At 72.6% G+C, this 15,558-nt stretch carries 17 protein-coding genes and 1 pseudogene; 14 read left to right on the top strand and 4 right to left on the bottom strand.

Features of this window, described 5'->3' with window-relative positions; all coding sequences use genetic code 11:
- Positions 1-6: 6 nt before the first annotated feature.
- From AC2CHE_RS11610 to AC2CHE_RS11585, 6 genes are all read left to right on the top strand, one after another.
- Complete coding sequence (locus AC2CHE_RS11610) at positions 7-879, top strand: PH domain-containing protein (RefSeq protein ID WP_484504907.1); 873 nt, start codon at positions 7-9, stop codon at positions 877-879.
- Between the two features lie 90 nt (positions 880-969).
- On the top strand, positions 970-1,620 hold the full coding sequence (locus AC2CHE_RS11605; protein WP_484504906.1) for a SigE family RNA polymerase sigma factor: 651 nt from the start codon (positions 970-972) through the stop codon (positions 1,618-1,620).
- A 56-nt stretch (positions 1,621-1,676) separates the two neighbouring features.
- Positions 1,677-2,879 (top strand): hypothetical protein, encoded by a 1,203-nt coding sequence (locus AC2CHE_RS11600; protein WP_484504905.1) that lies wholly within the window; start codon positions 1,677-1,679, stop codon positions 2,877-2,879.
- A 24-nt stretch (positions 2,880-2,903) separates the two neighbouring features.
- Complete coding sequence (locus tag AC2CHE_RS11595) at positions 2,904-3,764, top strand: PHP domain-containing protein (protein ID WP_484504904.1); 861 nt, start codon at positions 2,904-2,906, stop codon at positions 3,762-3,764.
- Between the two features lie 40 nt (positions 3,765-3,804).
- The gene (locus AC2CHE_RS11590; RefSeq protein WP_484504903.1) at positions 3,805-4,419 is read left to right on the top strand and encodes a MarC family protein; all 615 of its coding nucleotides are present in this window, start codon (positions 3,805-3,807) and stop codon (positions 4,417-4,419) included.
- 136 nt (positions 4,420-4,555) lie between these two features.
- On the top strand, positions 4,556-5,398 hold the full coding sequence (locus tag AC2CHE_RS11585; protein ID WP_484504954.1) for a RecB family exonuclease: 843 nt from the start codon (positions 4,556-4,558) through the stop codon (positions 5,396-5,398).
- Between the two features lie 45 nt (positions 5,399-5,443).
- On the opposite strand, the gene AC2CHE_RS11580 is transcribed toward AC2CHE_RS11585, so the two are convergent.
- A complete protein-coding gene (locus AC2CHE_RS11580) occupies positions 5,444-6,301 on the bottom strand; it encodes an oxygenase MpaB family protein (protein ID WP_484504902.1) in 858 nt (285 codons plus the stop codon).
- Positions 6,302-6,427: 126 nt separating this feature from the next.
- Here AC2CHE_RS11580 and AC2CHE_RS11575 point away from each other — a divergent pair, with 126 nt between their 5' ends.
- Positions 6,428-6,913, top strand: coding sequence for a DUF2231 domain-containing protein (locus AC2CHE_RS11575; protein ID WP_484504901.1), 486 nt, complete (start codon positions 6,428-6,430; stop codon positions 6,911-6,913).
- Between the two features lie 41 nt (positions 6,914-6,954).
- Here AC2CHE_RS11575 and AC2CHE_RS11570 read toward each other — a convergent pair whose 3' ends face one another.
- Positions 6,955-7,374: a hypothetical protein gene (locus AC2CHE_RS11570; RefSeq protein WP_484504953.1), complete on the bottom strand. Its 420-nt coding sequence runs from the start codon at positions 7,372-7,374 to the stop codon at positions 6,955-6,957.
- A 171-nt stretch (positions 7,375-7,545) separates the two neighbouring features.
- Here AC2CHE_RS11570 and AC2CHE_RS11565 point away from each other — a divergent pair, with 171 nt between their 5' ends.
- Positions 7,546-7,719 (top strand): hypothetical protein, encoded by a 174-nt coding sequence (locus AC2CHE_RS11565; protein WP_363923898.1) that lies wholly within the window; start codon positions 7,546-7,548, stop codon positions 7,717-7,719.
- 14 nt (positions 7,720-7,733) lie between these two features.
- Positions 7,734-8,084: a hypothetical protein gene (locus AC2CHE_RS11560; protein WP_484504958.1), complete on the top strand. Its 351-nt coding sequence runs from the start codon at positions 7,734-7,736 to the stop codon at positions 8,082-8,084.
- 14 nt (positions 8,085-8,098) lie between these two features.
- Here AC2CHE_RS11560 and AC2CHE_RS11555 read toward each other — a convergent pair.
- Positions 8,099-8,239: pseudogene (locus tag AC2CHE_RS11555) on the bottom strand (FmdB family zinc ribbon protein); the annotation flags it as partial.
- 61 nt (positions 8,240-8,300) lie between these two features.
- Positions 8,301-8,957 carry a 5-formyltetrahydrofolate cyclo-ligase gene (locus tag AC2CHE_RS11550; RefSeq protein WP_484504900.1) on the bottom strand — a complete coding sequence of 219 codons (657 nt, stop codon included), beginning with the start codon at positions 8,955-8,957 and terminating at the stop codon, positions 8,301-8,303.
- Between the two features lie 130 nt (positions 8,958-9,087).
- Here AC2CHE_RS11550 and AC2CHE_RS11545 point away from each other — a divergent pair, with 130 nt between their 5' ends.
- The 5 genes from AC2CHE_RS11545 to AC2CHE_RS11525 all read left to right on the top strand — a co-directional run bounded on the left by AC2CHE_RS11545 (position 9,088) and on the right by AC2CHE_RS11525 (position 15,483).
- A complete protein-coding gene (locus tag AC2CHE_RS11545; protein ID WP_484504952.1) occupies positions 9,088-11,181 on the top strand; it encodes a GGDEF domain-containing protein in 2,094 nt (697 codons plus the stop codon).
- 206 nt (positions 11,182-11,387) lie between these two features.
- Positions 11,388-12,341: a UTP--glucose-1-phosphate uridylyltransferase gene (locus AC2CHE_RS11540; protein WP_484504899.1), complete on the top strand. Its 954-nt coding sequence runs from the start codon at positions 11,388-11,390 to the stop codon at positions 12,339-12,341.
- Positions 12,338-13,651 carry a molybdopterin molybdotransferase MoeA gene (locus tag AC2CHE_RS11535; protein WP_484504898.1) on the top strand — a complete coding sequence of 438 codons (1,314 nt, stop codon included), beginning with the start codon at positions 12,338-12,340 and terminating at the stop codon, positions 13,649-13,651. Before AC2CHE_RS11540 ends, AC2CHE_RS11535 begins: the two co-directional genes overlap by 4 nt.
- Before the next feature lie 50 nt (positions 13,652-13,701).
- Positions 13,702-14,310 carry a GNAT family N-acetyltransferase gene (locus AC2CHE_RS11530; RefSeq protein WP_484504951.1) on the top strand — a complete coding sequence of 203 codons (609 nt, stop codon included), beginning with the start codon at positions 13,702-13,704 and terminating at the stop codon, positions 14,308-14,310.
- 183 nt (positions 14,311-14,493) lie between these two features.
- Positions 14,494-15,483 carry a divisome protein SepX/GlpR gene (locus AC2CHE_RS11525; RefSeq protein ID WP_484504950.1) on the top strand — a complete coding sequence of 330 codons (990 nt, stop codon included), beginning with the start codon at positions 14,494-14,496 and terminating at the stop codon, positions 15,481-15,483.
- Positions 15,484-15,558: the final 75 nt, after the last annotated feature.

Below are 15,558 nucleotides of genomic sequence, written 5' to 3'. Positions count from 1 at the left end.
CCAGCGATGGGAAGCCCCTCCGGCCCACCCTTCGATCCCGACGATCCCGACCGGGCCCGCCGGGAACGCGACACAGAGCCGATTCCTCGAATCGATCCGGACGACGGGCCGGGCTCCGGTGCCGGCCCCCGTCGCTCCGACGGTCCGTCCTTCTCCGACGATGCCGGCTACGGCGACGGTCCGTACGCCGGCGAGGGTCGGTCGGGTCGGGCGTGGGCACGCGACCCGGAGGCCGGTTACCTGTCCCCGGAGATCTCCGAGGAGGAGCTGGCCGGCCTGCGCACCGATGCCAGCGGCACCACCCCCCGCCGGGTGCTGCCGCTGGAGGACGAACCCAGCTCATTGGTCGCCCGGTACCTGTTCCCGACCGAGCGGTACCGGGGCGAGTGGAAGCGGCACTGGGTCCACCTCGTCACCCCGATCATCGTCGGCATCGCGGCCACCTTCGTGCTCGGCTACCTCTCCGGCTTCCTCGCCGGCCAGGACGTCGGCGCGCTCACCACGATCGCGGTGCTGCTCTGGTTCGCGGTGATGGGCTGGGTGGCGTGGCGGGTCGCCGACTGGTGGTACGACCGCTTCATCCTGACCAACAAACGGGTGATGGTGGTCAACGGCATCGTCACCCGGAAGGTGGCGATGATGCCCCTGACCCGGGTGACCGACATGAAGTACGAACAGACGCCGGCCGGTCGCACGTTCAACTACGGCACCTTCGTGCTGGAGTCCGCCGGTCAGGAGCAGGCGCTACGCGAGGTCAAGAACCTGCCCAACCCCAACGAGCTCTATCTGCGCGTCGTCGAGGAGATGTACGAGCCGCAGGCGGTCGAGGCCCGGTTGGGCAAGGAGCAGGACGAGGCGAAGGCCGACGACGGTGCCTGAAACTTCCTGACCGAACACCGGAGATTTCGCGCACCTTGCGTCCTCGACCCGCTGGTCACGCTGCGGCAGGATCAGGCACGGAGGTGGCGTGTGACCAGCAGCAACCCGCTGGAAGACGAGTTTCGCGACTTCGTCGCGGCCCGCTCCGGCGCCCTGCTGCGTACCGCGTACCTGCTCACCGGGGACTGGGGCACCGCGGAGGATCTTCTCCAGACCTCACTGACCAAGACGTATCTGGCGTGGCGGCGACTGGGCGGGATCGAGGCGATCGAGCCCTACGCCCGACGAGTCATGGTCAACACCTCGACCAGTTGGTGGCGGCGTCGCTGGCACGGTGAGCGGCCGACCGAGGTGCTGCCCGAACAGGCCGCCACCGACGAGATCGAACGCCAGTTGGACCGGGACATGCTCTGGCGACACCTGCGTGCGCTGCCCGCCCGACAGCGTGCGGTGCTGGTGCTGCGTTTCTACGAGGACATGTCGGAGGCGCAGACCGCCGCCATGCTGGAGATCTCGCCGGGCACCGTGAAGAGTCAGACCTCCCGGGCACTGGCCACGCTGCGTCGGCGGATCGGTGCGGAGGAAGCCTTCGGTCCGCGCGCGGGCAGGCCGGAGCCAGCCGAGCAGCCAGTCGCCAGGACGGAGCCGACGGCCAGGCCGACCAGCAGGACGGAGCCGACCGCACCGCCGACCGGGTCGGCGGGGCAGCCCGACGGCGCGCTGGTCGGAGAGCGACGGTGAAGCACGAGCCACCAGCTCATGACAACCAGAGCCGGCTCCCGGATCGTTCATTGGGCGTGCCGCCCGATGACCTGGAAGGCGCCCTCCGGGAGATGTTGTCCCGGCGGGCAGCCGTAACGCGTGCGGTCGCCACCGATCCAGCCGGTGCGGCCATCCGAAGGGCCAACCGGGTGCAGCGCCGCCGAACCCTGGCCGGCGTCGGCCTGGCCGTGCTGGCGATCGTGGCGGTCAGTGGGGGCAGCCTGCACCTGCGTGACAACCGGCCACCGGCGGGCGGCACGGTGGTGCTCGGAGACCCGGATCAACGGCCGCTCGTCGATCGCATCATCCCGCCGCCCGGGCCGGACACCGCGCCCCCACTCGCCGAGGTCGACCTGTTGATTGACGGGTCGATCGTCACCGCGCAGGGCCGACGGGTGCCGCTGCTCGGCACCGGCGAGGTGGAACGGGCACATCGACTCACCGACGGCCATGGCTGGTTGGCCGTCGGAGCACCGACCCTGGCCGGGCGGTTCCTCTGGGCGGTGGCTGCGGACGGCACCGCGCACGTGCTGCTGGCCGGTGCCGACGAGATCGTTCTGGACGCAGTCGGCCGGCAGGTCGCCTGGAAACAGGGCACGGTGCTGGCGGCCGCTGGGATCGTCGACGGCGAGCTTGCCACCACCGTGCGGGCCGAGGCACCGGCCGAGGCGGTGCCGCTGCGGTTCGTCAATGGTGCCGTGCTGGTCAGGTTGACGCCCGACCGTCCCGGGCACGTGCTGTGGCCGCTGAGCCCCGGCCCACTGCCCCAGGGCGCTGACCGGGCCAGTACCCACATCTTCGGTGCGCTGCCCGACGGACGCCTGGTCGGTGAGATCACGCCAGGCGCCGGGCTGCCCGCCTGCCTCACCCTGCTCGAACCGGCCCGGGATCTCGGGCCGAGCCAGCCGGACTGCGGGCCGGAGTCGTCCGGTGACGGCCGGGGTGCGGTGTCGCCGGACGGGCGCTGGCTGCTGGTCAACGGGCGGTCGGCGGGTGAGGACTCGGCGCTGCTGGTGGACCTGGCCAAGCTCGACACGTCCGCCGGGGTACGACCCGCCGGGCCGCCGATGACCGGCGCCGTGGTCTGGAATGTGTCCGACACGGCCTATTACGCGGACGCCGCCGGTGGTCTGGTGCAGGTGGCCGTCGACCGGGTCACCGCAGGCCGTCCCGCCGCGCCGACCGCCCTGCCCGGCCTCCCCGCCGACGAGCTACCGGTGGTGGTGAGCGGTGGCTGACCGGGTATGCGGTGACCGCGGGCAATGACCTCCCGGATCGACCTGCACACGCATTCCACGGCCAGCGACGGCACGCTCGACCCGGCCGAACTGATGCGTTCCGCCGCCGCGGCGGGACTGGACGTGGTGGCGATCACGGACCACGACACCACCGACGGCTGGAAGCCGGCGCTGCGTGCCCTGCCGCCCGGGCTGCGGCTGGTCCGTGGCGCGGAGCTTTCCTGCCGATGGGACGGCGAGCAGCCCCCGGTGCCCCTGCACCTGCTCGCGTACCTCTTCGATCCGGCGCACCCGGAACTGGTCGCCGAGCTGACCCGGCTGCGCGCGGCGCGGCTGGCCCGGGGCGAGCGGATGGTGGACCTGCTGCGTACCGACGGCATCGATGTGAACTGGCCGGAGATCCTGGCCCTGGCCGGCAGCGGGACGGTGGGCCGGCCGCACATCGCCCAGGCGCTCATCCGGGCCGGTCTGGTCGCCACCACCACTGAGGCGTTCGGGCCGGACTGGCTGGGGGAGCGGTACCGGCTGCCCAAGGAGGACATCGACGTGTTTCGGGCCGTACGGCTGATCCGGGCGGCCGGCGGCGTGGCGGTGTTCGCCCATCCCCGGGCAAGCCGGCGCGGCCGGATCGTGCCCGACGAGATGATCGCCGAACTGGCCGAGGCGGGGCTGGTCGGTCTGGAGGCCGACCACGAGGACCATTCGCCCGCCGAGCGGGCCCACGTACGCGGTCTCGCCGCCGAACTGGGCCTGCTGGTGACCGGTTCTTCGGATTTCCACGGCAGTCACAAGACGGTACGGCTCGGTGCCTTCACCACCGGCGTCGACGCGTACGAACGGATCGTCGCCGCCTCCTCCGGGGTGACCGAGGTCGCGTCGGGCTGACCTGGGTTTCGACGCCGACCGGCACGGCTACGGTGACCGGGTGGATCTCAAGCTCTTCGGCGAGGTCTTCGTGACCCTGCTGGTGATCGTCGACCCGCCCGGCATGATGCCGATCTTCCTGGCGTTGACCGGCCCGCTGTCCGCGCGGGAGCGCAACCGGGCTGCCTGGCAGGCGGTCACCCTGGCGCTGGGCGTGATCGTGATCTTCGCGGTGGCGGGTCAGACCCTGCTCGCCTACCTGCATGTCGACCTGCCGGCGCTGCAGGCGGCCGGTGGGCTGTTGCTGATCCTGGTGGCGCTGGAACTGTTGACCGGCAAGACCGACGACCCGACCAAACAGGCCACCGCCAACATCGCCCTGGTGCCGCTCGGTACGCCGTTGCTGGCCGGGCCCGGCGCGATCGTGGCGACGATGCTCTTCGTCCAGCGGGCCGACGGGGCGGGCGACTTCTCCGCGATCGCCGCCGCCATCGTCGCGGTGATGCTCACCGTCTGGATCGTGCTGCGATTCTCCGGAGGCATCGTGAAGGTGCTGCGTCCGGGCGGGATCGAGGTGCTCACCCGGATCGCCGGCCTGCTGCTGGCGGCGATCGCCGTACAGCTCATCGCGGACGCGATCGCGGCCTTCGTGGCTCAGTACAACGGCGCCGGCTGACCGGCCCGTCCGGTCTGTCGGGGGTGGATGGCAGGATCAGGTCGTGCGACGAGCCTCTCCAGCCGGACGACCCGCCGCCGGTGGCCGCGCGCCCCGGCCCCGTGACGCGCAGCCCGAGCAACTCGGCTTCGACGGCATGCCGGAGCGCCTTTTCGTCTGCACGCCGAGCCGCCTCGGCACGTACACCGACTGTCCACGGCGTTACCGCCACTCGTACGTCGACCGTCCGGCGCCGCCGAAGGGCCCACCCTGGGCACACAACTCGCTCGGCGCGAGCGTGCACACCGCCCTGAAGAACTGGTACGCGCTGCCCGCCGACCGACGCCGTCCGGAGGCGCTGCCGCCCCTGCTCAAGAGCACCTGGGTACGCGAGGGCTACCGCGACGACGAGCAGGAACGCGCGGCCTACCGGCGGGCGCTCGGCTGGCTGGAGGCGTACGTCGGTGGGCTGGATCCGGCCGACGAGCCGATCGGGGTGGAACGGGTGGTGGCGGTCAAGACCGGGGTGCTGGCCTTCAACGGCCGCGCCGACCGGATCGACTCCCGGCCCGGCCCGCACGGTCCCGAGCTGGTCATCGTCGACTACAAGACCGGCCGCGCCGGGCTGGACGGCGACGACGCGCGCGGCTCGCAGGCGCTCGCGCTGTACGCGTACGCGGCCGAGCGGGTCTTTCGCCGGCCGTGCCGCCGGGTCGAGTTGCACCACCTGCCGAGCGGCACCGTCGCCGCACACGAGCACAGTGCCGAGTCGTTGGCGCGGCAGGTAACCCGCGCGGAGGAGACCGCCCGCGACATCATGGCCGCCGAACGGTCCGTCGCCGACGGCGCGGATCCGGACGATGCCTTCCCGACCGCCCCCGGCCCCCGCTGCGCCTGGTGCGACTACCGGCGTACCTGCCCAGCGGGTGCCGCCCTACCAGGCAAGGAGCCGTGGGCCGCCGTGGAACGCTTCGCCGGGCCGGCGACCGAGGAGGACTGAACCGCATCGGCCGTTCGAGGCGGACGGGCGGGTGGAGGCGGTGGGTCAGGTGGAGGCGGCGATGAGTCGCGCCGCACGTTCCTTGGCGGCGCGCTGCATGGGGCCTTCCCGCCAGTCGCGCGGCAGGGCGGTGAGAGCGAGCCGCAGTGCGCGTACCGTCACGTCGGCCGACAGCGCGGTGGTCGGCAGGCCCAGTCCGCCGTACAGCCGCCGTGCCCAGGGCGGCAGCAGGGCGAGCGCAGTGCCGGCGATGCCCAGGTACGCCCACCGGGGCGGGCCGAGATTCAACCCGATCCGGGCCGGCAGGCCGAGCTTCCACGGCAGGGGCGGAGCGGTCAGGAACAGGGCGGTCTCGGCGGCCTCTCGGGTCATCCGCAGCTCGGGCCGGATCCGCTGGTAGTAGTCGGCCACCTCGGCGGCGGTGCCGGGCACGGTCTGCGGAACCAGGCCGACGAGCGCGGCGGCCCGTCGCTGCTCGGTGTAATAGCGATCCACCTCGTTGGCGTCCAGCGCTACGCCGGCTCGCCGCGCGGTGTCGAGAAACGACTCCACCTCCGTGACGTGTACCCAGCGGAGCAGGTCCGGCTCATCGATCCGGAACCGCTCGCCGGTGGCCGGATCAACCGCGGTCAGCCGGGCGTGCAGTCGACGTAGCCGCTGTCCGGCCCGCTCCGCCTCGTCGGTGGTGCCGTAGACGGTGGTGCCCACGTAGTCGGCGGTGCGGATCAGCCGTCCCCAGGCGTCCTGACGGTAGTTGCTGTTCTGCGCCACTCCGGCCATCGCCCGTGGATGCAACGCCTGAAGGTAGAGGGAACGCAGACCGGCGACGAACAGGATTGGCTCCTGGTGCAGCTTCCAGGTGACCGAACCGGGACCGAACAGGCCGACGTCGACGGTATCCACCAGTCAAGGGTGCCACGCGAACCGACTGAACCCGTGCGGTCGGGCCTGCGTGTAACGCAACAGGGCGTTGGGCTGATCAAGCAGAGGCCCGTACGCTGACATCCACGATCAATCTCGGAGGTGCCGATGTTCGAGAAGGCGCTGGGCCTGCCCCTGCACGTACTGGTCGTGCACGCGGTAGTCGTCGTCGTGCCGCTGCTGGTGCTGCTCGCCCTCGCGTACATCGTGCTGCCCCGGTTCCGCGCCCGGTTGGACTGGGCGGCGGCGGTCCTGGCGGTGGTTGCGCCGATCACCGCATGGGTCGCCACGAGGTCCGGTGAGGCGCTACAGGCCCGGCAGATCGAGCGGGGATTCTCCGGCGAGATCCTCGGCAAGATCAACGAGCATGCCGCGAACGGCGAAGTGTTGTACCGGGTGACGTTGGGACTCGGCCTGGTGGTCATCCTGCTGCTGGTCGTCACCAGCAACCACCCCCGGGTGCCGAAGCTGCCCGGCTGGGTGCCGGCGGTGCTGTCGGTCGTGGTACTGAGCCTGGGCGTCGCCGCGCTCGTCTACGTCTGGCTCACCGGTCACTCCGGTTCCGAGATGGTCTGGGGCAACACCTACGAGTAGGCCGTGCGCGGCGTCTGACACCACGGAGTCCCGGTGTCTCCTCAGAACAGCAGCCGAGTGCAGAGCAGACAGGTCAGCACCACCAGGATGGCTCCGGCGACCGCGCCGACGGTCCAGGTGACCCGCTGCGCCTGCTGCTCCTGTGCTTCCAGGCTGGCCAGGTCCTGGGCCGGTAGCTGGCGGGGTGGTGCCCCTTGCAGGTGCACCGGGGGCCGCCAACCGGGTGGTGGCGCGGTGGTGGGCGGCGGCCCGCTGTAGCCGCCCGTTCCGCCCGAGAAGACCTGCCCGGGGCTCGGGGCTGGGGGGCCGCCGGGACTCAGTCCGCCGCTCGGGTTCAGGCCGTGGCTCGGGCTTGGGGTGCCCGGGGCCGAGGTGTGAGTCGGGTTGGTGGTGTCGGTCAGGCCACCGCCGTCATCGGGCCGGCGCCAAGGTTCGTCGGGATCCAGACCGGGGCGGGGCATCGTCACGTCGTCCGACGCTACCAACCACCTCGTCGCCGCACCGTCAGGCCGCGCCCGTAGGGCCGACTCGGACAACTTCGGCGATAGTGCTGTCTCCCGCGACCGAGACCCAGCACCTTCGCCGAAGCTGCTCGGATTCTCAGTGCCGCAGCTGCGTTAGGGTTGCCGCTCGTGAGCATTCGCGAACCCGACGGGCGGGGTGACGATGATCGTGCGGTGGAGTTGACCGACGACTTCGTGGTGCTGCCGGAACAGACCGCGGACGACACCGACCATGGGTGGGGCGAGCGTGCCGGCGGCAACGACGACTGGCTGCTCGCCGAGCGCCCGCCACACTGGGACTGAGCCCGTCCGCCCCCGTGCAGGATGACGCCTCCGGCCGCCGGGCTGCCCGGCAGCGGCACCGCCTGCGGGATGGCCATGCCGTGCAGCCCTGCGGCCAGGGCGTACCGATCGGTCAGGAGGGGCTGGCCGCGGTCGTTGCCTTGCTCGTGCCGCCGGAGGACCCTCCCGACGAGCCGGAACCGGACGAGCCGGAACCGGACGAGCCGGAACCGGACGAACCGGAACCGGACGAACTGGAACCGGACGAACTGGAAGCGCTCGACGAGGAGTTCGAGGAGTCCGAGCCGGACGACGACGACTCCGACTTGCCGGTGGACCCGTTCGACGTGGTCTCCGAGCCGGAGGAGCGGGAGTCGGTGCGGTAGAAACCCGAGCCCTTGAAGACGATGCCGACCGAGTTGAACAGCTTGCGCAGTCGTCCCTCGCACGCCGGGCAGTCGGTCAGCGGCTGGTCAGAGAAGGACTGCACCGCCTCGAGCTGGTGACCGCACGCGGTGCAGGCGTACTGGTACGTGGGCACGTTCTCCTCCGGATCTGGGACGGCCGGTTGGCACTCGACGTATTCGAGTGCCAATGGTGCGTCATCGCCCCCCGATTCGTCCAGCGGAAGTGTGGGGCACGACACCCGAGAGGGTCAGCAGGCCGCGAGCCGGTGTGATCACCGCCCGTACCGGCTGGTCGTGTGGCTCGGCCGGCAACTCGGCCAGCAGCTCGCCGTCGTGCAGCGGCGTCACCGTGAGGACGGTCGCCGGCACCCGCGCCAGGGCGCGGTCGTACGACCCGCCGCCGCGACCCAGGCGGATCCCACGTCGATCCACCGCCAGCGCCGGCACCACCACCAGGTCGGCGGTGGCGACGGCCGCGACGCCCAGCCGGGGCCCGGCCGGCTCGCGGATGCCCCGCCCGGCGGCGACCATCGCCTGCGGCCCGTCCCAGGGGGCCCAGTCCAGATCGAGATCGTCGCGAAGCACCGGCAGCAGCAGATCCGCCCCGGCGGGCAGCGCGTCGGCGAGCAGCGTCGGCAGGTCCGACCCACCCGGTTCCCCACCGACCGGGGCGTACGCAACCACCCGGCCCGGCCGCAGTCTGCGTACCAGGGAATCCAACTCGGCCTGGACACGCGCCGCAGTGGCCGCGTGCTCGGCTTCGGTGCGGGCGCGGCGTCGCGCGAGCAGCTCTACTCGCGCGACGCGCTTTGCGTCATGCGCCACTTCCGCTCCCTCAGCAAATTCCGGCACGCAACACTCCTCACGCAACGCTCGTCCGGCCGTCGCTCTGTGTCAGCATCGCAGGCAACGGTCGCGCAACTTCCGGGGGGAAGGGGAAGCGTTGACGCTACGCGGGCGGTTGACCGCAGCCTTCCTGGCGGTGGCGCTCGGCCCGGTCCTGCTCGGTGCCGTCTTCGTCGCCTCCACCGTAGCGGCGGTCGACCGCAGCCGTGCCACCGAGCGGCTGGCGGTGGCCGCCACGGCCGTACGTACCTCGATCGACGCCCTCTGCCAGCAGCTACGCGCCGCCGCCGACGCGGTCGCCGTCACCGCCGACCATGCCGCAGCCGCCGCTCAGGTGGTGAGTCGGGGCCTGGCCACCGCGGTGCTCGTCACCGACGTGACCGGTCGGGTCAGCTACGCCACTCCCGACCCGCCCCCGGCTCCCTGGCGGGACTGCACGGCGCAGGCCGCGCCCGGCGGACCGGTGAGCGCCCTCGTGGCGCGGGTGCAGCTGCGTGACCCCGCCGGCTCGGCCCTCGGTACGGTCGCTGCCGCCCTCCCGATCGATCCCGACTTCGTCGCACGGCTCGCCGCGGTGACCGGGGTGGCGGTGACCCTGCTCGACGGGGTCGCCCCCATCCAGGTGGCACACACCACCGAGTCCGGCACCGGTCGGGACGCGTTGCTCGACGCTGCGGCCTCCCTGCGCGACGAGCATGTCACCGGCACCACCGACGGTCGGTACGTGCGCCGTGCCGGCCCGACCGCCGGACAGCCGCTGCCACTGCTGCTCTCCGTACCCAGTGAACAACCGCCCGGCCTGCACGCGGTACTGGTCACCATGGTGCTGATCGCCGCCCTGCTGGGGGTGGCCGTGGCCTGGCGGCTGGCCCGGGTCACCACCCGGCCGCTGGTGGAACTGGCCGAGGCGGCGGATCGGGTCGCCACCGGCGATCTCACCGCCCGGGTGCCGGTACGCAGCGGCGACGAGATCGGTCGGCTGGCCGTCGCCTTCAACCGGATGACTCGCGAGACGGGTGGCTACCTGGCGGCGTTGGCCAGCAGCCGGGACCAGCTGCGCGGCCACCTGGCCGTACTCGGCGACACCCTGGCCAGCACCCATGACCTGCCTCGGATCCTGCGGGTGATCCTGCACAGCGCACTCGCCGCGACCGGGGCCCGGGCCGGTGCCGTACTGCTCACCGAGCAGGGTGAGCAGCTCGTCGCGCGGTGCAGCGCGGGGCTCGACGACCGAGGGCCCGATGCCGCGCCGCTGCGGGTGCCGCTGGGCAGCGGGGTGGTCGGCGCGGTCGCCGCGACCGGAAAGTCCCGGCGTGGTCGGCTGGAATCGACCGGAGCCGCACCGGACGAGCCGCGCTGCCGGACGTACATCGCGGTGCCCTTCGCCGCTCCGGACGCGACCGGCGACGCGCCGGGTGTGGCCTCGGTGGCCGGCCCGCCGGGTCGACCGGCGGAGGTGGTGTTGGGTGTGCTGGCCCTCTACGACCGCCTCGGCGGAGAGGAGTTCGACGACGACGACCTGGCCACTTTGCGCACCTTCGCCCGGCACGCGGCGGTCGCGGTGGACAACGTCCGCGTACACGAGGAGGCGCAACGACTGTCGCTCACCGACCCGCTGACCGGGCTGTGGAACTACCGGTACCTGCGGGAGTCGCTGCGCCGGGAGGTGGAACGGGCCAGCCGGTTCGGCCGCATGGTCAGCGTGCTCGCCCTCGACCTGGACCGCTTCAAGAGAGTCAACGACACGTACGGGCACGCGGCCGGGGACACCGTGCTGGCCGAGTTCGCCCGGCGGGTACGCGGTGAGATCCGCGAGGTGGACCTGGCCTTCCGCCGGGGCGGCGAGGAGTTCGTGGTGCTGCTGCCGGAGACCGACGCCCGGGGCGCGACCATCGTCGCCGAGCGGCTCGGCGCGGCCGTACGCGACACTCCGGTGACGGCGGTGGGGCACGCCGGTGTCCGCGAGCTGATCCCGGTGACCGTCTCCATCGGCATCGGCGTCTTTCCCGACCACGCCGACACCGGCCCGCAGGTGTTGGCGGCGGCGGACGAGGCGCTGTACGCCGCGAAGACCGCCAGCCGGGACACCTGGCGACTGGCACCGGCCCGGGAGCCGTCGCCGACCCGTGAGGTACCGGTGCCGGCGGCGGCCCGCAGCCCCGTCGACGGACTGCCCCGGGCCGGACCGGACATGCCGGCCGTCGCCACCGACCCGGCGACCGGCGCCTGACCTGTCGGCCGCGATTGCCGGGCCGGGTCCGGACCTGTCGGCGTCGGTCTGTCGGATGGGTCCGAGGTCGGTCCGGGCGGGGGCGGCCACCGGCGTTCCGCCGGCCGGACCGGGGGGTCATCGGCACCGGCAGAACCGGTCCGGCGGGCGGCGCGTCTTCTGGTCCTCACCCGCCGAGGTGGGGCCATGGCCGATAGTCTCGCGACATGTCGGAGCACTCAGCGAACCCCTCAGCGGCCACCGCCACCGGTCGTCCCCGTGCCGTCAAGGCTGTCATCCCGGCCGCCGGCCTGGCCACCCGGTTCCTGCCGGCCACCAAGGCCGTGCCCAAGGAACTCCTGCCGGTGGTCGACCGTCCGGTGTTGCAGTACATCGTCGAAGAAGCCGCCCAAGCCGGCATCGGCGACGTGCTGCTGATCACCGGTCGCGGCAAGACGTCGATGGTGGACCATTTCGACCGTCGCCCCGACCTGGAGGAACGCCTCGCGGAGAAACCCGATCTGCTCGCCGCCGTCAAGCGCACCGAGGAACTTGCGTCCATCTACACCTGCCGCCAGCCGGAGCAGTTGGGTCTCGGGCACGCCGTCGGGTACGCCGAGTCGCACGTCGGCAACGAGCCCTTCGCGGTGCTGCTCGGCGACGAGTTCGTCAATCTCAGCGAGCCGCTGCTGCCGGCGATGCTGGAACTCCAGGCACGTACGGGTGGGGTGGTGCTCGCCTTCTTCGAGGTCGACCCGGCGGAGACGAAGCGGTACGGGATCGCCTCGGTCGAGCCGGCCGAGTCCGAGCTGTCCGACATCGGTGAGGTCGTGAAGGTGACCGGCATGGTGGAGAAGCCGAAGCCGGAGGACGCCCCGAGCAACCTCGCCGTGCTCGGCCGCTACGTGCTGCCGGGCAAGATCTTCGACGCGATCCGCCGGACTCAGCCCGGCAGCGGCGGCGAGATCCAACTGACCGATGCGATGGAGATCCTGCGTACCGAGGGGACACCGGTGCACGCGATCGTCTACCGCGGCATCCGTTACGACACCGGTATGCCGCTGGGCTACCTGCAGACCGTGGTCCAGATCGCCGCCGACCGCGAGGACCTGGGCAGCGAGTTCCGCAAGTGGCTGGCCGAGTTCGTCAACTCCGACGCGTCGGGCGGTCCGAATACATGACCGCGACGGCCGACGCCGAGGCGGCCGAAAACGGGTTGACGCCGCTCGCCGACTACCTGGGCAGCGTGCTGCGCAGGTTGCGCGCGCTGCCTCCGCTCGACCTCGACCTCACCCAGGCGTACGGCAACGTCCTCGCCGAGGACGTCGTCGCCCCGCATTCGTTCCCGGCCTTCCACCAGGCGGCCGTTGACGGGTACGCCGCGCGCTGGGAGGACATCGCGGGCGGAGGCCGGGGCGTGGGATACGTCCCGGCCCAGTCCAGTCGGCCGGGCGGTCGCACCGTACGGCTCAACGTCGTCGGTGATCTCGGCGCGGCGAGCTGGCGGCCGGTCCGACTCACCCCGGGTTCGTGCTTCTCGGTGGCGGCCGGGGCGCCGCTGCCGATCGGCGCCGACGTGGTCGTCCCGGTGGAGTGGACCGACCAGGGCATGGCGGCGGTGGAGATCTTCCGGGTTCCGAAGCGGGGGTACGGGGTCCGTCGGACGGGCGAGGAGGTGGCCGCTGGGGCCCTGCTCGCCCGCTCCGGCACCTACGTCTCGCCGGCGCTGGTGGCGGTGCTCGCCGCCACCGGCATCGGTCACGTGGTGGTACGTCCGAGCCCCCGCGTGGTGATCGTGGCCACCGGCGACGAACTCGTCGACGTGGGTCGGGCCAGCCAGCCCGGTCAGGTCGTGGACGCCAACTCGCACGCCCTGACCGCCGCGGCGGCGGAGGTGGGCGCGCTGGCCTACCGGGTGGGCATCTGTGACGACGACCCGGAGGGGCTGCGCGGGCTGCTGGAGGACCAGACGCTACGGGCAGACCTGATCATCACGACCGGCGGCACCGGCACCGGGCCGGGCGACATGGTCCGCCGGATCCTGTCGCGCCGGGAGGGCAGCCGCGCCGGTCCGGTCACCTTCACCGACGTGGCGCTATATCCGGGTACCGCCCTCGGTTTCGGCACCGTCGGCGCCGAGGAGGTGCCGGTGGTGTGTCTGCCCGGCGACCCGGGGGCCGCGATGATCGGCTTCGAGGTGCTGGCCCGGCCGGCGATCAACCTGCTGGCCGGCGCCGAGCCGGTCTTCCGTCCCAGCGTACGGGCGCACCTGCTGGAGACCGTCTCCTCGCCGGCCGGGCTGCGCGAGTTCCGGCCCGCGCACGTCGCTGAGCGGCGTGGCGGGGGTTACACTGTTCAGCCGCTCAATGGCGGCCCGTTCACGCTCTCCGGCCTGGCAGAGGCGAACGGACTTCTCGTTCTCGGCGAGCGGGTGACCGCCGCCGCCGCCGGCTCCACCGTCGACGTGTTGCTGCTGGACCGCCGCCGGTGAGGCTCGGGAGTGGAGGTTCGGTGTTCCGACGGTCGCCTGGCTGGCCGGCTGTGCTCTCCGACGGCCCGGTGCTGCTGCGGCCGTACCGGCGGTCGGACGCGGCGGCCTGGTCGCAGGTGCGTCGGGCCAACCGGGAGTGGCTGGCTCCCTGGGAGTCGTCGCTACCCGGTGACTGGGACGACCTGAACTCCCCGGCGACGTTCCGCTGGGTCTATCGCGACCAGCGACGCTCGGGGCGTACCGGCGAGGGGATGCCGTTCGCGGTCTGCCTACAGGTGGACGGCGTGGAGCGGCTGGTCGGTCACATCAACGTGGGCAACATCGTGCGTCGGGCCTTCTGTTCCGGGTACGTCGGCTACTGGGTGGACCGGCGGGTCGCCGGACGGGGGGTCATCCCCACCGCGCTGGCTCTGGCCGTCGACCACGCCTTCGGCTCCGGCGGGTTGCACCGGATCGAGGTCAACATCCGCCCCGAGAACCGGCCGTCCCGTCGGGTGGTGGAGAAGCTGGGCTTCCGCGAGGAGGCGTACCACGCGCGCTACATGCACATCGACGGTGCCTGGCGCGATCACATCGGCTACGCGATGACCAGCGAGGAGATCGCCGCCGAGGGTGGCCTGCTGGCCCGCTGGCACCGGCTGCGCGCCCGTACCCCGTGAGCCGTCCCACGTGCGGGATCGGCGCGGCGCGGCGGCTCCGGCGACGGTGACCCGTAACCTCAAGTAACTGCAAGCTGCGGCAGGCGCTGTCCGCCCGCATGATTAACGTCGCCGACGCCGATCGGTGAAAGATCCTGCGGCCGGTCGACGCTTGCTCCGAATCTGGTGACGGGAGGGGTGAGGGTGCCGACCTCGGTGCTCCTCGCCGTCCTCGCCGCCGCCGGGCTGCTCGCCCTCGCGCCGGCGCTGGTTCGTCGGTACGACGCCGCCGAGCGGCTGGTGGCGGAGCGGGCGCAGTCGACGGCGCGGGTGCTCCAGCGCCGCCGGCGTCGTCGCACTGTCCCCGGCCGGCGACCGGTCAACCCGTCCCGCGCCCTGGTGATCACCCTCAGCGAGGATCCCGACTCGGGGGAACTCGCCACCCCGGTCTCCGGCCCGCCCGCCCTGCGGCGCGCGGTTCCCGCCCCGCCTCGTTCGGGTGAGGCACCCGGCCGGGTGCCGCGCTCACGTCCCGCTGGTGACGCAGGTGACGGCCGCTCCGGCGATGAGCCGACGCGCGGTGAGGCGGTTGGGCGCGGTGAGGCGGTTGGGCGCGGTGAGGCGGCGGCGCGCGGTGAGGCGGTTGGGCGAGCGCTGCCCCGACGTTCCGGTCGGCCGAGCCGGTTGCGCGCCGTACCGGCGGGTGGGGGCCGGTCCCGCCGCCGCCCCGACCGGCGGCACCACCACACCCCGGCCATCTACCGCCGCCGCCGGGTGCTGGCCGCGCTGGTGCTGCTCAACGCCGTCGAGCTGGTCGGCGTGCTGGTCGTGGGCCCCGGCTTCTGGATCGGCTTCGCGGTCACCGGCACCCTGCTGATCGTGTACGTCGTACACCTGCGCGCCCGCGCGGTGACCGACCGTCGCCGACGCCGGGCCCGGGCCCGCGAGGCCGCGTGGTTGGCCGCCCGCCAGGCCGAGGTGCGCCGGGAGCAGGCACGCCGGGCGGCTGCCCGCCGGGAGGCGCAGCGCCGCCTGGCGGCCCAGCGGGAATCCGTCCGGCGCAGCGCGATGGGCCTGGACCGCCCAGCCGACCTCCCGCAGGCAGCCAGCGGCAGCGGCTCGGTCTCCTACCGCCGGGCCGGTGGCCTGCGTGGCCGCCCCTACGAGGCCGGCCCCGGCTCCCACAGCGCCTGAACCTACCCCCGCCGCCGGGTGAGGCGACAAGTTCGGGGAAGCTGCTGCCTCGGCCGCTCCGGAGCCAGCAACATC

The sequence above is a fragment of the Micromonospora sp. ATLC16 genome (assembly GCF_057196645.1).
The sequence above is the reverse complement of the archived record's forward strand: the minus strand, read 5'-3'. Positions and strand labels throughout refer to the sequence as shown.

Coding starts and splice junctions, on each gene's coding strand:
- AC2CHE_RS11585 (WP_484504954.1), top strand. CDS start 4,556: ATGCCGGAGCGCCTTTTCGTCTGCACGCCGAGCCGCCTCGGCACGTAC.
- AC2CHE_RS11610 (WP_484504907.1), top strand. CDS start 7: ATGGGAAGCCCCTCCGGCCCACCCTTCGATCCCGACGATCCCGACCGG.
- AC2CHE_RS11535 (WP_484504898.1), top strand. CDS start 12,338: ATGACCGCGACGGCCGACGCCGAGGCGGCCGAAAACGGGTTGACGCCG.
- AC2CHE_RS11575 (WP_484504901.1), top strand. CDS start 6,428: ATGTTCGAGAAGGCGCTGGGCCTGCCCCTGCACGTACTGGTCGTGCAC.
- AC2CHE_RS11595 (WP_484504904.1), top strand. CDS start 2,904: ATGACCTCCCGGATCGACCTGCACACGCATTCCACGGCCAGCGACGGC.
- AC2CHE_RS11570 (WP_484504953.1), bottom strand. CDS start 7,374: ATGCCCCGCCCCGGTCTGGATCCCGACGAACCTTGGCGCCGGCCCGAT.
- AC2CHE_RS11540 (WP_484504899.1), top strand. CDS start 11,388: ATGTCGGAGCACTCAGCGAACCCCTCAGCGGCCACCGCCACCGGTCGT.